General features: G+C 74.4%; 18 protein-coding genes. 12 read left to right on the top strand and 6 right to left on the bottom strand.

Annotated features, from left to right (window positions below):
* The first annotated feature begins 64 nt into the window (after positions 1 to 64).
* The 3 genes from MTO91_RS15435 to MTO91_RS15425 are packed head-to-tail and all read left to right on the top strand — an operon-like array spanning position 65 to position 2876.
* Positions 65 to 1216, top strand: a complete 1152-nt coding sequence (locus MTO91_RS15435; RefSeq protein ID WP_346107182.1) for a CaiB/BaiF CoA transferase family protein — start codon at positions 65 to 67, stop codon at positions 1214 to 1216.
* Complete coding sequence (locus MTO91_RS15430; protein ID WP_476651639.1) at positions 1213 to 2010, top strand: citryl-CoA lyase; 798 nt, start codon at positions 1213 to 1215, stop codon at positions 2008 to 2010. Before MTO91_RS15435 ends, MTO91_RS15430 begins: the two co-directional genes overlap by 4 nt.
* Entirely contained in the window at positions 2007 to 2876 is an 870-nt protein-coding gene (locus MTO91_RS15425) for a dioxygenase family protein (protein WP_476651637.1), read from the top strand. Before MTO91_RS15430 ends, MTO91_RS15425 begins: the two co-directional genes overlap by 4 nt.
* A 15-nt stretch (positions 2877 to 2891) precedes the next feature.
* Here the strand turns inward: MTO91_RS15425 and MTO91_RS15420 are convergent, their stop codons facing one another.
* Complete coding sequence (locus MTO91_RS15420) at positions 2892 to 3998, bottom strand: YibE/F family protein (RefSeq protein ID WP_405416791.1); 1107 nt, start codon at positions 3996 to 3998, stop codon at positions 2892 to 2894.
* Positions 3999 to 4569: 571 nt separating this feature from the next.
* Here MTO91_RS15420 and MTO91_RS15415 point away from each other — a divergent pair.
* The 6 genes from MTO91_RS15415 (at position 4570) to MTO91_RS15390 (ending at position 12357) form a co-directional block, all read left to right on the top strand.
* Complete coding sequence (locus MTO91_RS15415) at positions 4570 to 6543, top strand: intein-containing Rv2578c family radical SAM protein (protein ID WP_476651636.1); 1974 nt, start codon at positions 4570 to 4572, stop codon at positions 6541 to 6543.
* A 58-nt stretch (positions 6544 to 6601) separates the two neighbouring features.
* Positions 6602 to 8446, top strand: a complete 1845-nt coding sequence (gene aspS / locus MTO91_RS15410) for an aspartate--tRNA ligase (protein ID WP_073574668.1) — start codon at positions 6602 to 6604, stop codon at positions 8444 to 8446.
* 88 nt (positions 8447 to 8534) lie between these two features.
* Positions 8535 to 8684 (top strand): hypothetical protein, encoded by a 150-nt coding sequence (locus MTO91_RS15405; RefSeq protein WP_337826029.1) that lies wholly within the window; start codon positions 8535 to 8537, stop codon positions 8682 to 8684.
* An 11-nt stretch (positions 8685 to 8695) separates the two neighbouring features.
* Positions 8696 to 9892, top strand: a complete 1197-nt coding sequence (locus tag MTO91_RS15400) for a hypothetical protein (protein WP_251782364.1) — start codon at positions 8696 to 8698, stop codon at positions 9890 to 9892.
* Positions 9893 to 9988: 96 nt separating this feature from the next.
* On the top strand, positions 9989 to 10855 hold the full coding sequence (locus MTO91_RS15395) for an SGNH/GDSL hydrolase family protein (protein ID WP_405421791.1): 867 nt from the start codon (positions 9989 to 9991) through the stop codon (positions 10853 to 10855).
* Positions 10856 to 11088: 233 nt separating this feature from the next.
* Entirely contained in the window at positions 11089 to 12357 is a 1269-nt protein-coding gene (locus MTO91_RS15390; protein WP_405416796.1) for an HNH endonuclease, read from the top strand.
* A gap of 96 nt (positions 12358 to 12453) precedes the next feature.
* On the opposite strand, the gene MTO91_RS15385 is transcribed toward MTO91_RS15390, so the two are convergent.
* The 4 genes from MTO91_RS15385 to MTO91_RS15370 all read right to left on the bottom strand — a co-directional run bounded on the left by MTO91_RS15385 (position 12454) and on the right by MTO91_RS15370 (position 15186).
* Positions 12454 to 13608, bottom strand: coding sequence for an aminotransferase class I/II-fold pyridoxal phosphate-dependent enzyme (locus MTO91_RS15385; protein WP_476651635.1), 1155 nt, complete (start codon positions 13606 to 13608; stop codon positions 12454 to 12456).
* On the bottom strand, positions 13605 to 14120 hold the full coding sequence (locus MTO91_RS15380) for an Lrp/AsnC family transcriptional regulator (RefSeq protein WP_405416799.1): 516 nt from the start codon (positions 14118 to 14120) through the stop codon (positions 13605 to 13607). The genes MTO91_RS15385 and MTO91_RS15380 overlap by 4 nt, the downstream gene beginning before the upstream one ends.
* A 77-nt stretch (positions 14121 to 14197) precedes the next feature.
* The gene (locus MTO91_RS15375; protein WP_062395679.1) at positions 14198 to 14416 is read right to left on the bottom strand and encodes a hypothetical protein; all 219 of its coding nucleotides are present in this window, start codon (positions 14414 to 14416) and stop codon (positions 14198 to 14200) included.
* A 164-nt stretch (positions 14417 to 14580) separates the two neighbouring features.
* Positions 14581 to 15186, bottom strand: coding sequence for a hypothetical protein (locus tag MTO91_RS15370; RefSeq protein ID WP_476651633.1), 606 nt, complete (start codon positions 15184 to 15186; stop codon positions 14581 to 14583).
* Between the two features lie 45 nt (positions 15187 to 15231).
* On the opposite strand from MTO91_RS15370, the gene MTO91_RS15365 reads away from it, so the two are divergent.
* The 3 genes from MTO91_RS15365 to MTO91_RS15355 all read left to right on the top strand — a co-directional run bounded on the left by MTO91_RS15365 (position 15232) and on the right by MTO91_RS15355 (position 18479).
* Positions 15232 to 16074 (top strand): hypothetical protein, encoded by an 843-nt coding sequence (locus tag MTO91_RS15365; protein ID WP_405416801.1) that lies wholly within the window; start codon positions 15232 to 15234, stop codon positions 16072 to 16074.
* Between the two features lie 77 nt (positions 16075 to 16151).
* Positions 16152 to 17037 (top strand): IS5 family transposase gene (locus MTO91_RS15360; RefSeq protein ID WP_476651632.1). Its coding sequence is split into 2 segments (ribosomal slippage): positions 16152 to 16976 and positions 16978 to 17037, totalling 885 coding nucleotides; the frame shifts between segments, so codons are not numbered across the junction.
* Positions 17038 to 17108: 71 nt separating this feature from the next.
* A complete protein-coding gene (locus MTO91_RS15355; RefSeq protein WP_405416803.1) occupies positions 17109 to 18479 on the top strand; it encodes a replication-associated recombination protein A in 1371 nt (456 codons plus the stop codon).
* A 10-nt stretch (positions 18480 to 18489) separates the two neighbouring features.
* Here the strand turns inward: MTO91_RS15355 and MTO91_RS15350 are convergent, their stop codons facing one another.
* Positions 18490 to 19542, bottom strand: a complete 1053-nt coding sequence (locus MTO91_RS15350; protein ID WP_476651630.1) for a S1 family peptidase — start codon at positions 19540 to 19542, stop codon at positions 18490 to 18492.
* Positions 19543 to 19585: the final 43 nt, after the last annotated feature.

The following is a 19585-nucleotide window of genomic DNA, read 5'->3' as shown; positions in this document are numbered from 1 at the left end:
CCGGACGGGTCCACGATCATCTGGCGGACAAGCGTCCGCACAGCGATCACTTCGGAGGGAACCGATGGCGGAAGCCGGAACCGGCGGGCCGCTCGAGGGCATCCTCGTGGCCGACTTCTCGCGCATCCTGGCCGGCCCGTACGCGACGATGCTGCTGGCGGACATGGGCGCCGACGTCGTCAAGGTCGAGGGACCGGCGGGCGACGACACCCGCACCTGGACCCCGCCCGAGCGCGACGGCGAGGCCACCTACTACCTCGGCATCAACCGGGGGAAGCGGTCGATCGCGCTCGACCTGCGCGACCCCGGCGACCTCGCCGCGGCCCGCGAGCTCGCCCGCCGCGCCGACGTCGTCATCGAGAACCTGCGGCCCGGCGGGATGGCCCGCTTCGGGCTGGACCACGCCTCCGTCGCCGCCGACAACCCCGGTGTCGTCTACGCCTCGATCTCCGGGTTCGGCTCCGGTGCGGGCGCGCACGTCCCCGGCTACGACCTCATGGTGCAGGCGATGTCCGGGCTGATGAGCCTCACCGGCGACCCGGACGGGCCGCCGTACCGGGCCGGGATCTCGGTGTTCGACGTGATGGCGGGCAACCACGCCGCGATCGGCGTCCTCGCCGCGCTGCGCCACCGCGACCGCACCGGCGCCGGTCAGCACGTCGAGGTCAACCTGCTGTCCTCCGCGCTGACCGGCCTGGTCAACCACAGCTCCGCCTGGGTCGCCGGCGGGACGGTGCCCTACCGGATGGGCAACGCCCACCCCTCGGTCTTCCCCTACGAGCCGATGCCCACCGCCGACGACGACCTCATCGTCGCCGCCGGCAACGACGCCCAGTTCCGCAAGCTCTGCGGCGTGCTCGAGGTGCCCGGCCTCGCCGACGACCCCCGCTTCGCCCGCAACGCCGACCGCACGGTCAACCGGGAGGAGCTGCGCCCGCTGCTGGTCGAGCGGCTGGCGACCCGGGGGGCCGTCGAGTGGTTCGAGCTGCTCACCGCCGCCGGCGTGCCGGCCGGGCCGATCCAGACCATCGACGGCGGGTTCGCGATGGCCGAGCGCTTCGGGCTCGATCCCGTCGTCACGGTCGGGGAGGGGGACCGCGCGGTGCCCACCACCCGGCACCCGGTCCGGTTCTCCGCCACCCCGGCCGTCTACCGGCTCCCTCCGCCGCGGCTCGACGAGCACGGCGCCGACCTGCGGAAGTGGCTCGACTCATGACCTACCCCACCGCTCTGGGCGCCTCGTCGAAGGACGCCATCACCCTGCTCGGCCACGACCTCGCCGACGACGTCATGGGGAAGGTCGGGTTCGGCGAGCTCGCGTTCTGGCTCGCCACCCAGCGTCGCCCCACCCCCGGTGAGACCCGCGTGTTCGAGGCCGTCCTCGCCGCGCTGGCCGACCACGGGTTCACCCCGACCGCGATCGTCACCCGGCTCACCCACCTGTCCGCGCCGGACTCGGTGCAGGGCGCACTCGCCGCCGGGCTGCTCGGGGGCGGGTCGCGCTTCCTCGGCGTGACCGAGGACTGCGGCCGGTTCCTGCACGACCACCTGCCCGCCGAGCGCCCCACCACCGACGACGGCTGGAACGCCGTCGCCCTCGACGTCGTCACCGCGCAGCGGGCGGCGAAGCGGTTCGTGCCGGGCCTGGGCCACCACGTCCACAAGGACGGCGACCCCCGCACCCCGCGGCTGTTCGCGATCGCCGCCGAGGAGGGCCTGCTCGGCGACCACCTGAGCCTGTTCGCCGCGATCGGCCGGGTGCACCCGCAGGTCCTCGGCCGCACCCTGCCGCTCAACGGCGCCGGCGTCTGCGGCGCCGCGCTCGCCGACCTCGGGCTGCCGCTCGAGCTGCTGCGCGGCTTCGCCCTGCTCGCCCGCACCGCGGGCCTGATCGGCCAGCTCGCCGAGGAGCTGCGCCATCCCGTCGCCAACGACATTTTCCTGTCCGTGGACCTGCACAACCGGTCCGTCGACCCCGACCCGTACCAGCCCGAGGGAGACCTGCGATGACGCAGCCCACCACCGTCACCGAGGACACGATCACCGACGCCGCCGTCGCGCGCTGGGCGACTGCGCACGACCCGCGCACCGCCGAGCTGATGACCGCCCTGGTGCGCCACCTGCACGACTTCGCCCGCGAGACCCGCCTCACCGAGGACGAGTGGATGGCCGCGGTGCGCTGGCTGACGGCCACCGGGCAGATTTCCGACGACAAGCGCGAGGAGTTCATCCTCGCCTCCGACGTGCTCGGGCTGTCGATGCTCGTCGTCCAGCAGAACCACCGGCTCGACCCGGCCGCGACCCCGGCGACGGTGCTCGGCCCGTTCCACATCGACGGCTCCCCGGAGAAGGCCTCCGGCGAGGACATGTCCGACGGGCTGCCCGGCGACCCGCTGTTCGTGCACGGCAGCGTCCGCGCACTCGACGGCACCCCGGTGACCGGAGCCGTCCTCGACGTCTGGCAGTCCGACGCCGACGGCACCTACGAGGCCCAGCTCGACGTCGACGAGGCCCGGCTGCGCGCGAAGTACACCACCGGCGACGACGGCGGCTACTGCCTGCGCACCATCGCCCCGCTCGGCTACGCCATCCCGATGGACGGCCCCGTCGGCGACCTCGTCTCGCGCACCGACATCAGCCCGATGCGGCCCGCGCACATCCACTTCCTGCTGGCCGTACCCGGCTACGAGCCGCTGATCACCCACCTGTTCCGGGAGGGCACCGAGTTCCTCGACTCCGACGTCGTGTTCGGGGTCAAGCGCGAGCTCGTCGTCGACTTCACCCGCCGCGAGCCCGGCCCCACGCCGGACGGCGGGCACAGCGAGGTGCCCTGGTACGAGGCCCGCTACGACTTCGTGCTCCAGCCCGCCGGGTAGGTCGCCGGGCCGGACTCAGCGCCGGCCGACGACGAGTGCGGCCAGCCCGGTCGTCACCGGGACGGCGGCGACCAGCCCGATGCTGCCCACCAGGGTCCGCACGATCTCGGTCGCCACGTCCTGGCTGGTGAGCACCTGGGTCACGCCGCCCGCCGCCACCGTGAACAGCAGCAGCAGCGGGAGCGCGGCGCCGGCGTAGGCCAGCACCAGGGTGTTCACCGCGGACGCGACGTGGTCGCGCCCGATCCGCATCCCGGCCGCGAACAGCTCGCGCACACCCAGCTCGGGGTTCGCCGCGCCCAGCTCCCACACCGCGGAGGCCTGGGTGACGGTGACGTCGTCGAGCGCCCCGAGCGCGCCGATCACCAGTCCGGCCAGCACCAGGCCGCGCGGGTCGATCGGTACCCCGGGGCCGAGCGTGCCGATCAGCGTGGCGGTGGTGTCGTCGAGCCCGGTGAGCCGCGAGGTGACGGTGAACAGGTAGCCCAGCACCCCGATCAGGGCGAGCGAGGCCAGCGTGCCGAGCACCGCGCACGAGGTCCGCGCGGTGAACCCGTGGGTCAGGTACAGCACCACGAACATGATCAGGCAGGCGCCGGTGACGGCGACCGCGAGCGGGGAGCCGCCGGACAGGATCGCCGGCAGCACGAACCACAGGAGGATCCCGAAGCTCAGCGCCAGGCTGACCAGGGCCGCGAACCCGCGCAGCCGCCCGAGCACCACGACGGCCAGCGCGAACGCCGCCGCCAGCCACCCCAGCGGAGCGCCGCGCTGGAAGTCCACGAGCTGGTAGGAGCCCGCGTCGTCGGGGTTCGCGCCCGACCAGGACAGCGTGACCGGGTCGCCCACCGCGAACCGCGGCGTCGACGGCTCGTTCGGCACCAGCTGCACCAGGTCCCGCCCGGCGCGCGGCCCGTCGGACAGCGCGACCGTCACCCCGGTGCAGCGACGGTCCCCGGCGCCGGGGGAGCAGTCCGCGACCTGCACCGCGGTGACGGTCCCGTGCACCTGCTGGGTGGGTGGGATCTCCGGGACCGGGGTCGCACCCGGCCACAGCAGGGCCACCCCGGCGAGCGTCGCGAGCACGCACGGCACGAGCAGCGCGACCAGCAGTCTGCGCACCCGTCTCCCGGCCGGGGACGCGGCGCCGTGCCCGTACCCGTGTCCGTGCTCGTGTCCCGGCCGGTGTCCCCGGCCGGCTGCGGGCGGGGCCGCCGGGCCGGGTGTGGCGCCGAGGTCGGCCTGGCCGGGGCAGTCGCCCCAGCCGCCCGGGTGCCCGGGGTGGGGGATGGGACCGGTCTCGGCGCCGTCGGCGGGGTCCGCCGCCGCGCCGCGCGCCGGTGCGGGCCCGGGGCGGTCCTCCACGGGGGCCGGACGCCGCGGGGCCGGAGCGTGGCGGGCCCGGTGCCGCGCCGGTTCGCCACCCGGGAGCCGGTGCCCGCCCGAGGCGCCCGGGGGCCGGTCCTCGGCGCGCCGCCGCCCACCCGTCCGCGGGGCGGCGGGCCGCCCGCCGTCGGGGGCGGACGGGTCACGCGGCACGGGCGGGGGCGGGGGCACGTCCGCATCCTTGCAAACGATCTTCGACCTGCGGGGTGCCGTTCGCCCGGACGCGACCGCCCGGCGACGACCGGTTGTCCGACGTTCGAACTTGTGTTCGACTGACTCGGTGCGATGGGACGGACAGCAGGTCGGGGTGGACGGTGTCGGGAACGCGACGGCGCTGCCGGGGATGCGGGGGTTGCTGCGCTCGGTGCGCACGCCGGGGTTCGCGGACACGGTGTTCCACGAGGTCGAGGCGCGCTCGGTGCTGAACCGGGTGCCGTCGTCGTCACCGGTGCCGTTCGGCTGGACGGTCAACCCCTACCGCGGCTGCTCGCACGCGTGCACCTACTGCCTCGTCCCGGAGACCCCGGTACTCACCGCCGACGGCCGGTCGCGGCCGATCGGGGAGCTGCGCCCGGGCGACGAGGTGGTCGGCACCGTCACCGACGGCGGCGGTCGGCGCCGCTTCGTCCGCACCCCGGTGCTCGGGCGCTGGTCGACGCGGCGCCGCGCCCAGGAGGTGACCCTCGACGACGGCACGCGGCTCGTCACCTCCGCCGAGCACCGCTTCCTCACCACCTCCGGCTGGGCGCACGTGCGACCGGGGCGCTGCCGGGCCTCCGCGGACCGGCCGCACCTGAGCCCGGGGACGGCGCTGGTCGGGCCCGGTGCGGCCGCGGTCCCGGGCAGGGCCCGGCCCGACGGATACGCCGAGGGCTGGCTGTGCGGGCTGGTCCGGGCCGACGCGGTGCGCGGCCGGGTGCGGGCCGAGCCGTTCCCGACCGCCTGGGTCGAGCTGGAGGCGCTCGCCCGCGCCCACCACCTGCTGACCGCACGGCCGGCGCCCGTGGCCGCCGGGATGATCGCGGCGCCCGCCCCGTCGCCGACGGCCTGGCCGCAGCGGCCCGCCCGCGGCTGGACGGCCGGGTTCGTCGGCGGGATCGTCGACGCCTGCGGTGAGGTCTCCGCCGGTGTGCTGCGGATCGTGCCCGGCGACGAGGAGCTCACCCGGGCCTGTGTCGACGCGCTGCGCCGGCTCGGGTTCCGCGTGGCCTCCGAGCCGTCGGCCCGGCCCGGGGTGCGGGCGCTGCGGGTGTTGGGCGGGGTCGCCGAGCAGCTGCGGCTGGTCGCGGTGACCGACCCGGCCGTGGCCCGGGTGCGCGACGTCGGCGGCGCCCGCGTCGAGGAGCCGCCGGGGGGAGCGCCGCGGGTCGTGGCGGTCCGCGACACCGGCACCCTCCGCCCGATGGTCGACATCACCACCGGCACGGGGGACTTCGTCGCCGCCGGGGTGGTCAGCCACAACTGCTTCGCCCGCAACACCCACACCTACCTCGACCTCGACGCGGGCGCGGACTTCGACTCCCAGATCGTGGTCAAGGTGAACGTGGCACGGGTGCTGGAGCGGGAGCTGGCCCGGCCGTCGTGGCGGCGCGAGCACGTCGCGATGGGTACCAACACCGACCCCTACCAGCGGGCGGAGGGCCGCTACCGGCTGATGCCCGGGGTGATCACCGCGCTGGCCCGCTCCGGCACGCCGTTCTCCATCCTGACCAAGGGCACCGTGCTGGGCCGGGACCTGCCGCAGCTCGCGGCCGCGAACGCCGACGTCCGCGTCGGCACCGGGGTGTCGATCGCGCTGCTGGACCGGGAGCTGCAGTCGCACCTGGAGCCGGGCACCCCCGGTCCGCTCGCCCGCCTCGACCTCGTCCGCCGGATCACCGACGCCGGCCTGCCCTGCGGGGTCATGGTGGCCCCGGTGCTGCCGTGGCTGACCGACTCCACCGAGGCCCTCGACGCCCTGCTGGCGGAGATCGCCGCCGCCGGGGCGAGCCGGGCCACGGTGCTCGCGCTGCACCTGCGTCCCGGGGCCCGGGAGTGGTTCCTGGCCTGGCTGGGGCGGACCCACCCCGCGCTGCTGCCGCGCTACGAGCGGCTCTACCGCGGCGGGGCCTACGCCACCCGGGACTACCGCGGGACCCTGGCCCGGCGGGTCGCCCCGCTGCTGGCTCGGCACGGCCTGGACCGGCCCGAGCCGAACCCGCGCGACCCGGGGTGGTCCCGGCAGCCGGTCGCGTCGCCGCGGGCTGCGGAGCCCGGGGACGGGCAGCTGAGCCTGCTCTGAGAACCCGCCGGAAACCTGGTGGCAGACGGCCCGGGGGATGCCGATAGCCTTGACCGCCGTGATGCGAACCCACCCCGTCGGCACGCTGCGTGCCGAGAACGCCGGCCAGACCGTGACCCTCGCCGGATGGGTGGCCCGCCGCCGCGATCACGGCGGCGTGATCTTCATCGACCTGCGGGACCGCTCCGGATCGGCCCAGGTCGTGTTCCGCGAGGGCGAGATGGCCGAGCGGGCCCACCGGCTGCGCTCCGAGTTCTGCATCCAGGTCGTCGGCGAGGTCGTCCGCCGGCCCGCGGGCAACGAGAACTCCGACCTGCCGACCGGCGACATCGAGGTCACGGTCACCGAGCTGACCGTCCTGTCGGAGTCGGCGCCGCTGCCGTTCCCGATCGACGAGCACACCGGCGTCGGCGAGGAGATCCGGCTCTCCCACCGCTACCTCGACCTGCGTCGTTCCGGGCCCGCCGCGGCGATGAAGCTGCGCAGCGACGTGAACAAGGCCGCCCGCGACGTGCTGGCCGCGGAGGACTTCATCGAGGTCGAGACGCCGACCCTGACCCGGTCCACCCCCGAGGGCGCGCGCGACTTCGTCGTCCCGGCGCGGCTGCGCCCCGGCTCCTGGTACGCGCTGCCGCAGAGCCCGCAGCTGTTCAAACAGCTGCTCATGGTCGGCGGGCTGGAGCGGTACTACCAGATCGCGCGCTGCTACCGCGACGAGGACTTCCGCGCCGACCGCCAGCCGGAGTTCACCCAGCTCGACATCGAGATGAGCTTCGTCGAGCAGGACGACGTCATCGCACTCGCCGAGAAGGTCCTCACCGCGCTGTGGCGCCTCGTCGGGTACGAGATCGAGACCCCGATCCGCCGGATGCCCTACGCCGAGGCGATGGCCCGCTACGGCTCGGACAAGCCCGACCTGCGCTTCGACATCGAGCTCACCGAGCTCACGTCGTACTTCGCGGGAACCGGGTTCCGGGTCTTCCAGAACCCCTACGTCGGCGCGGTCGTCATGCCGGGCGGGGCGTCGCAGCCCCGCAAGGTGCTCGACGGCTGGCAGGAGTGGGCCAAGCAGCGCGGCGCCCGCGGCCTGGCCTACGTGCTGATCGGTGAGGACGGGCAGGTCGACGAGCGCGGCCCCGTGGTCAAGAACCTGTCCGAGGCCGAGCGGTCCGGCCTGGCCGAGGCCGTCGGCGCGCACCCCGGCGACTGCATCTTCTTCGCCGCCGGCAAGCCCACCGAGGCCCGCGCGCTGCTGGGCGCGGCCCGGGGCGAGATCGCCCGGCGGACCGGTGCGATCGACTCCTCGGCCTGGTCGTTCGTCTGGATCGTCGACGCGCCGCTGTTCGAGTCGGCCGCCGACACCGACGACGTCGCCGTCGGCGGCGGTGCGTGGACCGCGCTGCACCACGCGTTCACCTCTCCGACCCCGGAGTGGATCGACACCTTCGAGAAGGACCCGGGCAACGCCCTGGCCTACGCCTACGACATCGTCTGCAACGGCAACGAGATCGGCGGCGGCTCGATCCGTATCCACTCGGCCGACGTGCAGAAGCGGGTCTTCGAGATCATGGGCCTGTCCGCGGAGGAGGCACAGGAGAAGTTCGGCTTCCTGCTCGACGCCTTCTCGTTCGGTCCGCCGCCGCACGGCGGGATCGCGTTCGGCTGGGATCGGATCACCGCGCTGCTCGCCGGCGTCGACTCGATCCGCGAGGTCATCGCGTTCCCGAAGACCGGCGGCGGGTTCGACCCGCTCACCCAGGCCCCCGCGCCGATCACCGCCGCGCAGCGCAAGGAGGCGGGCGTCGACGCGAAGCCGACGGCGCCCGCGCCCGGCGGGTCGGCGCCCGGCCGCCCCGGGGAGACCGGCGGCGGTGCCCCGGAGAAGCCCGGCCCGGCCGCGTAGGCGCTGCACCTGCGGGTGGTCTGCCCACCCGGGCGGACGGTCGAAGGTCCGCAGCGTCCTCGACGCCCAACCCGGGGTGGGCCACCTGGTGGTCCACCCCGGGGTGGCGGTGTACCCGGCCGGTGACCTGGTCGAGGCCGACGTGGTGGGCGCCATCGATGCGGCGGCCGCGGTGCTGGTGCTCACCCGTCGCGGATCGCGTCGTCGGGGCGCGGACCGCGCGCTCTCCGAAGGGTAGGGTCCCCTTCGATGACCGATCCGCAGTCGACTCCCGGCGCGGTCGCGGCGGTGGCCGGGGCCGCGCGGTTGCTGTCGCGGCGGGCGGGCTCGGAGGTCGAGCTGTTCGAGCCCGAGGACCTGGGCGGCAGCGGCCGTTCCGTCGTCGCCCGGGCCCGGATGGCGAAGAACCCGTTCTCCGACCGGCGCAGCGTCGTCGTGAAGCACTACGCGCCGCCCGAGGACGGCACGGACCTGGCGTCGGACCCGTTCCGCTACGAGGTCGCGTCCTGCCAGCTGTTCACCGCGCTGCCGAGCGACGTCCGGCCCAGCCCTGTGATCATCGCGCACGACCCGGTGCAGCGGCTGCTCGTACTGGAGGACCTCGGCCGCAGCCTGACCCTGGCCGACAAGCTGTTCGGCCCGGACCCCCAGGCCGCCCGGACCTGCCTGCTCGGCTGGGCCCGCGGCCTGGGCCGGATGCAGGCCGCGACCGCCGGCCGGGAGGGCGACTTCGGGGCGCTGCTGCGCCGGCTGGGGGAGAAGGCGCGCCGGGACCCGGTCGCCGACCAGGCCCGCGCCGCGCTGGCCGGTCTGCCGGAGCTGCTGGCCGGGATCCTCGGCGTCGAGGTGCCGGAGATGGCGCTGTTCGAGGCCCAGGGCGGGGTGCGCCTGCTCGGCGGCACCGGGTTCCGTGCGTTCAGCCCGTCCGACACCTGCCCGGACAACAACCTGGTCACCAGCCGCGGGGTGCGGTTCGTCGACTTCGAGTGGGGCTGCTTCCGCGACGTCGTCCTCGACGCCGCCTACGTGCGGGTGCCGTTCCCCGGCTGCTCGTCGAGCTTCGCCCTGCCCGACGCCGTCGCCCACGCCATGCTCGACGCCTGGCGGGCCGAGGTCGCGCCGGTGTGGCCCGAGCTGGACGACCCCGAGCTGCTGGAGTCGCGCCTCGCCGACGCCCACGTGCTGTGGGTGTGGTGGTCGACCTGGCAGCTGCTGCCGCGGGTGCCCGAGCGCGACGGCCCGATCGGCCCCGACGCCGGCCGGTCCCCGCGGATCTCCACGGCGCTGCGGCACTACTGGCGGGGCCTCGGCGTCACCGCGGAGGCGACCGCCCGGCCCGGCACGGCCGCGCTGGCCGCGGCCGTGGTGACCGCGCTCGACACCCGTTTCCCCGACGCGTCGTCGACGCTGCCGCTGTTCCCCGCCTTCCGCGGCGGCGAGTGGTAGGGCCCCGCCCCGAGAGTTCCCACGGCGGTACGGGACCCGTCACCGGTTGCACACGGAAACGGTGGCTGCGGCGGTGATCGTGTCGGCGTGTCCCCGATGACCGTGCGCCCGTCCGTCGTCGATCCGGTCCTCCGCCCCGTCGCCGTACCGCACGTGACCGGCCGGCCCGTCCGGCACCTCGTCCTGCTGGGCGACTCCACCGCCGTCGGGCTGGGTGACCCCCTGCCCGGCGGTGGCTGGCGTGGGTTCGGCCCGCTGCTGCGCGACGCCCTCGACGATCCCGCCCACCCCGGCTCGGTCCGGCTGGACAACCACGCCCGGACCGGGGCGCGGATGGCCGACGCCCGGCACGGGCAGGTGCCCGCGGCCGCGGCGTCGGGGCCCGACGTCGTCGTGCTGTGCGCCGGGATGAACGACACCCTGCGCTCGGACTTCGACCCGGCCGCGATCCGGCGGGACTGCGCCGGGTCGCTGGAGCTGCTGCTGCGGGCCGGTGCGACCGTGCTGCTGCTCCGCTTCCACGACCACACCCGCGTCTGGCCGCTGCCGGGGCCGTTGCAGCGGGCGCTCGCCACCCGGATCGCCGCCCTGAACGGGGCCGTCGACGGAGCGGTGGCCGACGCCGTCGCCGCGACGGGACGGTCCGCCGTCGGGATCCTCGACCTCGACACCGCCGGCAGCTACGACCCGGCGGCGTGGAGCGTGGACCGGTTGCACCCGTCCGAGCTGGGGCACCGGTTGCTGGCGCGTGGTTTCGCCGCGCTGCTCGGCGCCGCAGGGTTCGTGGTGCCGGGGGAGATCGGGCTCGACGCCGCCGGCGGGCGGGAGGTGACGGCCTGGCAGCGGGGGGCGTGGCTAATGGTGCAGGGGGTGCCGTGGCTCGTGCGGCGGTCCCGGGACCTCGGGCCGGTGATGGTGCGGGGGCTCGTGGAGGGGGCGCGGGCGCGGAAGGTGCCCGCCTGATCCCGCCGACCCGGTCGCAGTCGATCACTCCGGCGCGGGGCGTGCCCGCCGTGGTCGGACCCGACGCGATCCGGGGGAGCGGCTGCCGGCGTCAGACCCTGAGCACGTCCGTTGTCCTCGACCGTCCCGAGACATCTCATCACCTCGGGTAGTGCATCATCGTTGCAGTTCACGAGTTCGCGATAGCGAACGAGAACTGGCGATCGAACGCACGTTCGAGTATCGTCGATGATGTGACCGCCACCCAGGAACCACCCGCCCACGCCACCGGCGTGCGCGGCGACGGGTTCCCTTCCGGTGACCTCACCCTGCTCCAGTTCCAGGTCGAGCAGGCACTCGCCACTGACACCGAAGGGCTGTCCGAGGCCGAGCTGATCGACCAGATCCAGGAGATCGAATCCCTCCAGGCCTCCCTGGCTGCCCTCCAGGCGAGCCGGATCCGCGCCTTCGCCCAGGCCCATGTCGACAGCCACCGCGTCGATGACCGGATCGACGTCGACAAGGTCCACCGCAGCGTCGTCGCCCAGATCCAACTGGCCTGCCGGGTCTCCACCACCGAGGCCCGCACCCGCGTCGCCGACGCCCGCGACCTGCACGCCGGGCTCGACGACGTCCGGCGCCTCCATGAGACCGGGCAGCTCAGCGCCGCCAAGGTCACCGCGATCGCCGTCGAGTGCCGCGACCTCGACACCACCCAACGCGCGCGGGTCGACGCCCGGCTCGCTGCCGTGCACGACCTCACCCGCTACGGCATCGGGCGCCTGCGGGCGATGACGCGGCGTCTGGTCGCCGAGATCGCTCCCGACCGGTTCCGCGCCCGCGTCCACGCGGCCAGGGTCGAGCGCCGGGTCACCCTGCGGCCCGCGCCGGATGCGATGAGCTACCTGACCGCGTACGTGCCGGTCGAGCAGGGCGCCGCCTGCCTGGCCGCGCTGCAGAAGGCGTTCGTCGAGATCCAGGTCGACCCGCAGCCCCTGACCCGCACCCGCGGACAGGTCCTCGCCGACACCCTGGTCGAACGCGTCACCGGGCAGGCCACCGCGACCGCCGTGAACCTGGAAGTCCAGGTCACCGTCCCCGTCCAGGCGCTGCTCGACCCCACCTCCCCGCTGCCCGCGGAGATCCCCGGCTTCGGACCGGTCCCGGCCGACCTGCTCGCCACCCCCGAGGGCGCCAAGTCCCTGCGCCGTCTGCTCACCGACCAGGGCATCGTGATCGGCGGGGACTCCCGGAGGCGTACTTTCACCGGCCTGCTCGCCACCCTTGTGAAGGCCCGGGCGCAGAACCGGTGCACCGAGCCCTACTGCGACGCACCCGTCCGCCACCTCGACCACATCCGGCGGGATGCCGACGGCGGACGCACCGAACTCGACAACGGGCGCGGGGTCTGCGAGTTCCACAACCACGTCCGCGAACAACCCGGCTGGCACATCGCCCGGGCCCCGGACGGGACCGTTGTCACCAGGACCCCGACCGGGCACACCTACCGCGGCCCGGACTGATCGCCTGCCGCCCGCGGTCGTCGCGGGGTCTCGTGTGCCGCCTGCCGGGCGTGCCCGGGCGTGCCCTCGTGCCGCCCGGTCGCGGGCGCGACCCGGCTACAGGCGTCGCAGGAAGTTCCCGATCCGCTCCACGGCCTGCTCCAGCTGCGGCAGCGCCGTCGCGTACGAGCAGCGGATGTGCCCCTCGCCGGAGGGCCCGAACACGCTGCCCGGGACGACCGCGACCGACTCCTCCCGCAGCAGCCGCTCGGCGAAGGTCTCCGAGTCCAGCCCGGAGGCGCGGATCGAGGGGAACGCGTAGAACGCGCCCGCCGGCTCCGGGCAGTCCAGCCCGGCCTCGCGCAGCCCCTTCACAAACACCCGGCGGCGACGGTCGTAGTCGGCCACCATCTCCGCGACGTCGCCCTCCGCGCTGGTCAGCGCCTCCACGGCGGCGATCTGCGAGATGTGCGGCGCGCACAGCATCGTGTACTGGTGCACCCGCAGGCACAGCTCCGCGATCGGTTCCGGCGCGGCGAGCCAGCCGACCCGCCACCCCGTCATCGCCTGGGCCTTGGAGAACCCGCCCAGGACCACCGTCCGCTCCCGGGCACCCGGGACCGCGCCGAGGCAGGTGTGGGCGCCGGTATAGGTGAGGCGGTCGTAGATCTCGTCGGAGAGCAGGTACAGGTCGTGCCGCTCGGCCAGCGCGACGAGCTCGCGCAGCACCTCGGGCGGCTGCACCGCGCCGGTCGGGTTGGCCGGGGAGCCGATCAGGATCGCCTTCGTCCGCGGCGTCATCGCGGCCTCGACCGCGGCGATGTCGATCGCGAACCCGTCCTCGGCGCGGGTCGGCACCCCGACCGGCACCCCACCGGCGAACGCCACGCACGGCTGGTAGGCGACGTAGCAGGGCTCCGGGACGATGACCTCCTCGCCCGGGTTCAGCAGCACCCGGAACGCCAGGTCCAGCCCCTCGGACACCCCGGTCGTCACCAGGCACTCGGTGGCGGGGTCGTAGTGGGCGTCGTAGCGCGACGCCAGGTCCGTGCACACCAGCTCACGCAGCTTCGGCAGGCCCGCGTTCCCGGTGTAGGTGGTGTAGCCGCGCTCCAGCGCGTAGATCCCGGCCTCGCGGATGCGCCACGGCGTCACGAAGTCGGGCTCACCGACACCGAGGGAGATGACGTCGTCCATCTCGGCGGCGATGTCGAAGAACCGCCGGATCCCCGACGGCGGGATCGCCGAGATCGTCGCGTTGAGCGCCTTCACGGGGTCACCGGCAGCCGGTGGTCGGGCTCCGGCTCGGCGAAGGAGTCGCCGTCGCGCTTGTGCGTGGCCAGCACGAAGTGCGTGGCGGTCGAACGGACCCGGTCGATCGTGGACAGCTTCTGGGACACGAAGTCGCTGATCGCGCGGATGTCCGGGCCGACGACCGTGCAGCGCAGGTCGTGCCCACCGGAGACGAGGTAGCAGTCGCGGACCTCGTCGAAGCGGGAGATGCGGGCGGCGACGTCGTCGAACCCGACCCCGCGGGCCGGGGCGACCGACACGTCGATGAACGCCGTCACCTGCGCCCCGGCGCGGCCGGCGCCGGAGTGACCGTTGCCGCCGTCCTCGTACCGGGCCCAGTCCACGACGGCCTTGTGCCTGCGGATCACCCCGGAGCGTTCCCACTCCGCGATCCGGGCGTCGACCTCGTCCCGGGGCAGACCCAGCATGGTGGCGACGGTGTCGTGGCTCAACGACGCGTCACGTTCGAGCAACTCGAGGATCTCGCGCACGGCGTGACCCTACGACGACCGCCCGTCGCCGTGCCGCGGGCCGGGCGGGTCGGTGGTGGCCCGCCCCGTCCGACCGGTCAGGCCGCGTGCGGCAGCGGGGCCGCGGCGTCCGGAGCGACACCGCCGCGTGCCGGGTCGAGCAGCCCGCACTCGAGGTCGACGAGGTGGGTGCGCGTGCACGGACCGCACACGTACACCGTGCCGGCCGGGCCGTGGTGGCTGCTCCAGGCGAGTCCGCGGACGTCGGCGGGGGTGCGCGGACGGGAGCAGAGCGGGCAACTCGGGATCGTGTCCATGCCCCATGAGCGTGCACGGGGTCTGTTGCGGGCCGGTGACACCGCGCGTCCGCGGCGTTGCGTTCCGGCGACGATCCGGGGTCGGAGACGATCACGCTGCGTACGCGTCGGTCACGAATCGGGGGCGAGCCGGTGAATTCGGCACCGTCCCACCCCGCCCGCAACTAGGGTCCGCGCGCATGAGCAGCAACGAACCGCCGCGGGGCGAGGACCCGCAGGCCGGTCCCGGGGGAGCCGCGACGCCCGGTGGCGCCCAGGAGCCCGGGCAGGCGGCCGGGAGCGGGGACCGGCCGGGCACGCCGTACCCCGGCGGGCAGCAGGCCGGGCAGGACGACGCCACCGGCGCGCAGGAGCCGGGACAGCACGGCACCGCCGCCCCGTCCCCGCACGGCCAGCAGTACGGCCAGGACCCCGGGCAGCAGTACGGCCGGCCGTACGCGCAGGACCCCGGCCAGCAGTACGGCCAGCAGTACGGCCAGCAGTACGCGCAGGACCCCGGCCAGCGGTACGGCCAGCAGTACGGCCAGGCCCCGTACGGCCAGGCCCCGTACGGCCAGGACCCGGGGCAGCAGTACCCCGGCCAGCCCTACGGACAGCAGCAGTACCCCGGCCAGTACCCCGGCGCAGGCCAGTACGGCGGCCAGCAGCAGTACGGGGCCCCGTACCCCGGCCAGTACTCCGGGGCCGGGCAGCAGTACCCCGGCCAGTACCCGACCGGCCAGCAGTACGGCGGCCAGTACCCGCAGGCCGGCTACGGCCAGCCCGTCCACCCCTCCGGCGGTGCCCCGCCCGGCGGTACCTCCCCGGACCCGCTGGTGCCGTTCTCCTTCGGCGACTGGTTCGCCAAGGTCGTGGCGGGTACCAGACGAAGCTGGAAGCCCCTGCTGGCTATTCAGGGGATTCTCTTCGGGGTGCTGGCGCTGCTGGGCCTCGTCGTGGCGGCGATCGTCGGGGCGGCGATCATGAACATCCTCAGTTCGGTCCTCACCGGCCGGATGGGCTTCGGGTCGATCGCGGGGATCGTCGTCGCCTACATCGCCTTCGTGCTCGTGGCCATCGTGCTCGGGGCCGTCGCTCAGGCCGCCTCGGAGTTCGTGGTGGTCCGTGACGCGGCCCAGCGTCCGTACACGGCAGGACAGGCATTCGCCTTCGCCCGTAGCCGAGCGCTGCCGTTGATCGGCTGGTCGCTGCTGCTCGGGCTGCTCTTCGGGATCGTCTACTTGATTGGGATAGCACTCGTCGCGTCGGAGTCGGCGATCGCAACGGTCCTCGGCGTCCTGGTCGTGCTAGGGGTGTTCCTCTACTTCGGAACAGTCACCTTCGCCGCGTTCGGCGGCACCGTGGTGATCGAACGTGGAGGCCTTGGCCGGATGTTCCAGCTGGTCAACCCGCGTTTCCCGTCGATCCTGGGCCGGATGGCGACTCTGTTCGTCCTGTCCGGTGTGATCGTGCTGATCACGATGGCGATCGTGTTCTCGCTGGTCCAGTCCCAGGTTGTCGTGCTCGCTGTGCTCGGGGGACTGATCTATCTCGCGGTGATCGTGGGTCTTTCCCTGGTGGGGACGGTGGCTACTGTGGTCACCTACGCCGAGTGCCGCTTTCGCGAGCACAACCCGGTGCACACCCCCGTCCTCGCCGACGAGATCGACCGCGCCTGAGAGCGTGTTGTGAAACCTGGTGTCCCCGCGGCGTGGCGTAGTTGGTGGGGGCCGTGTGGTGGTGATCATCCGGTCGGGTGTGCCCATGCTCCTGCCGTCCGGCTTATGACTCGTCGTTGACCGATGCGCAGTGGGCGGTGGTCGAACCGCTGCTGCCGGTTCGGGCGCCGGTTCTAGGTGGCTGGCCGCGCCGGTACTCCCCGCGGTTGGTGATCGACACGATCAGCTGTGTGCTGGTCAGCGGGTGTGCGTGGCGGATGGTCCCGCGCGACCTGGTCCCGTGGTCCACGGCGTATCGCTGGTTCGCCGCTTGGACCGCCGACGGGACCTGGGCGCGGGTACACGACGTTCTGCGCGATCGGGTCCGGGTCGCCGACGGGCGCGATCCGCAGCCCTCGGCGGCGGTGTTGGACTCCCAGTCCGCCTGCTCGGCCGAGGGCGGTGCGGAGATCGGCTACGACGCTGGTAAGCGGGTGAGGGGCCGCAAGCGGCATCTGCTGGTCGACAGCTGCGGGTTGGAGCTGCGGGCGGTGGTGCACTCGGCGTCGGTGCAGGACCGGGCCGGGGCCAAGCTGGTGCTGGCCGGTCTGCACCGTGAGTTCCCGCAGGTCGGGCTGGTCTGGGTTGACGGCGGCTATGTCCACTCCGTGGATGCCCGCCTGATCGACTGGGCGCACGAGCATGAGCAGCTCGAGGTGGTGTGCGTTCCGCGGAACGCGGACGTGAAAGGCTTCCAGGTGCTGCCCCGCCGCTGGGTGGTGGAACGGACCTTCGCCTGGATCTCGAGGTGTCGACGGTTGGCGCGCGACCATGAACGTAAGACCTCGCACTCCGAGGCCATGCTCAAGGTGGCGATGATCCGTCTGATGGCGGCCCGTCTGGCCGGCGAGCAGCTTCCTGCGCCCCCGCAGTGACGTGGAGAAAGTAGCAGCCCGCCGCCTAGCAGAAGACCTCGAGAGCTGACCTCACGAGGTTTCACAACACGCTCTGAGGTGTCCGTCCCCCGGGCCCGGTGTCCTGGCAGGCTGGAACGGATGAGCACCGACGGCCTGTTCGACATCGACCCCGGGGGCGACGGGCGCGACACCGGTGACGGCGACGCCGTCCGTCCCGACGCGCCGCTCGCCGCGCGGATGCGCCCGCGCACCCTTGACGAGGTCGTCGGCCAGGCCGACCTGCTCACGCCCGGCGCGCCGCTGCGCCGCCTGCTCGACGGCGGCGCCGCGGCGTCGGTGCTGCTCTACGGCCCGCCCGGCACCGGCAAGACCACCCTCGCCCGGCTGATGGCCGGCGCCGGGGGAGCGGAGCGGCACTTCGTCGCCCTGTCGGCGCTCTCGGCCGGGGTGAAGGAGCTGCGGGCCGTGATCTCCGAGGCCCGCCGGCGTCGCGACCGCAGCGGCACCACCACGGTGCTGTTCATCGACGAGGTGCACCGCTTCTCCCGCACCCAGCAGGACGCCCTGCTCGGAGCGGTCGAGGACCGGCTCGTCCTGCTCGTCGCCGCGACCACCGAGAACCCGTCGTTCTCGGTGGTGTCCCCGCTGCTGTCCCGCTCCCTGGTGCTGCAGCTGCAGTCCCTCGGGGAGGACGACGTGCGCACCCTGCTCCGGCGCGCCGTCACCTCCGAGCGGGGCCTGAACGCGGCCGTCCAGCTCGCCGAGGACGGCGAACAGGCACTGGTCCGGCTCTCCGCGGGCGACGGGCGCCGCGCGCTCACCGCGCTGGAGGCGGCCGCCGACGGTGTCCTCGGTGCCGGCGGCGAGCCGGTGATCGACCTCGCCGCCGTCGAGCGCGCCGTCACCGAGGTCGCCGTGCGCTACGACCGCGCGGGCGACCAGCACTACGACGTCATCAGCGCGTTCATCAAGTCCATCCGCGGCTCCGACCCCGACGCCGCCCTGCACTACCTGGCCCGGATGCTCGTCGCGGGGGAGGACGCCCGGTTCATCGCGCGCCGGCTGATGATCCACGCCTCGGAGGACGTCGGGCTGGCCGACCCGACCGCGCTGCCCGCCGCGACGGCGGCCGCCCAGGTCGTGCAGCTCGTCGGGATGCCGGAGGCGCGGATCGCGCTCGCCCAGGTCACCGTGCACCTGGCGACCGCACCCAAGTCGAACGCCGTGATCACCGCGATCGACGCCGCGATGGCCGACGTCCGCTCCGGCAGGGTCGGCGGGGTGCCCCCGCACCTGCGCGACGGCCACTACGCCGGCGCGCAGAAGCTCGGCAACGCCGTCGGCTACCGCTACCCGCACGACGACCCGGACGGGGTCCTGCGCCAGCAGTACCCGCCCGACGACGTCGTCGGCGTCGACTACTACGCGCCGTCCGGGCGCGGGCACGAACGCGTCCTCGCCGAGCGCCTGCCCAAGCTGCGCCGCGTCGTACGCGGCACCCGGGACTGAGCCGGCGCGCTCAGCCGGTGGTCAGGGTCAGCCCGAGCGCCCCGGTCGCGGTGCGGATCGGGGTGAAGTAGCTGGTGCAGTTGCCGTCGCCGCCCGCACCGGTGTGCACGCCCTGGGCCTGCCCGGACGAGGTGATGTAGGGGGCGCCGGAGTCGCCCTCCTGGGCGCACGCCGCCACCGAGGTCAGCCCGGACTGGCTCTGGCCCTCGAAGTTCACCGTCATGTCGGTGCGCTGGACCGTGCCGCAGGACCGCCCGCTGGTGGACCCGTACAGGCAGACCGTGGAGCCCACCGGCGCCGGACGGCTCCCGGCCACCCGGATCCCCGACACGGTCGCCGACACGCTGCCCGACTCGACCGCGATCGCGCCGACGTCCACCCCGCGGCCCGCGGTCTCGACCTCGGAGCCGATCGTCGAACCGTCGGTGGCGTACCAGGACGACGAGCCCCGGGTGCAGTGCCCGGCGGTGATCAGCCAGTCGCTGCTGCCGTCGGAGGCGGCGAACCCGGCCGTGCAGCGGCGGGTCCCGTCGGTGATGGTGTCGCCCCCGCCGACCGCGGCCTGCCGGTGCGCCGGCGCCGCCACCCGCTCCACCCGCACCGCGGACGGGTCGAGACCGCCGGTCAGGTCCGCGGCCAGCGCGTCGGCGCCCGGCCCGTCGACGACGCTCACGACGACCTGCTCGGTGCGGGGGTCGACACCGTAGGAGTCCAGACCGGCGGGCATCCCCGTCGCGGTGCGCCCGGCCAGCGCCGAGAGCACCGCGGCCGGGTCGCGGCGCGGCTCGTCGCGCACCACCGGCGTCGCGCCGAGCGCGGTGACCAGCGGGGCGGCCGCGGCGTCCCAGGTGCCCACCATCAGCCGCCCGTCGGCCAGCCACGTCCCGGCCAGCGCGGGCCCGAGGGCCTCGGTCACCGCGGGCACCAGCGCCGCGGCCGCGTCCTCGCCGACCGTGACCGGGGGGAGCGCCGGGGCCGCGGTCGCCGGCACGGCCACCCCCACACCGATCGCGACGGTGCCGAGAGCGGCGAGCAGGAGGCGGTGCGGGCGACGCAGAGACACGAGCGGTCCTTCGGGCGAGCGGAGCGTGACACCCGGCCCAACG

The sequence above is a fragment of the Pseudonocardia sp. 2-7 genome (assembly GCF_056341085.1).
Note: the sequence above shows the minus strand (reverse complement) of the source record. Positions and strands in the feature narration are given on the sequence as shown.

Excerpts from the sequence above, each read along its gene's own strand:
- MTO91_RS15435 (WP_346107182.1), top strand. The coding sequence starts at position 65 with ATGGCGGAAGCCGGAACCGGCGGGCCGCTCGAGGGCATCCTCGTGGCC.
- MTO91_RS15430 (WP_476651639.1), top strand. The coding sequence starts at position 1,213 with ATGACCTACCCCACCGCTCTGGGCGCCTCGTCGAAGGACGCCATCACC.
- MTO91_RS15425 (WP_476651637.1), top strand. The coding sequence starts at position 2,007 with ATGACGCAGCCCACCACCGTCACCGAGGACACGATCACCGACGCCGCC.
- MTO91_RS15400 (WP_251782364.1), top strand. The coding sequence starts at position 8,696 with ATGACCGATCCGCAGTCGACTCCCGGCGCGGTCGCGGCGGTGGCCGGG.
- MTO91_RS15395 (WP_405421791.1), top strand. The coding sequence starts at position 9,989 with ATGACCGTGCGCCCGTCCGTCGTCGATCCGGTCCTCCGCCCCGTCGCC.
- MTO91_RS15375 (WP_062395679.1), bottom strand. The coding sequence starts at position 14,416 with ATGGACACGATCCCGAGTTGCCCGCTCTGCTCCCGTCCGCGCACCCCC.
- MTO91_RS15355 (WP_405416803.1), top strand. The coding sequence starts at position 17,109 with ATGAGCACCGACGGCCTGTTCGACATCGACCCCGGGGGCGACGGGCGC.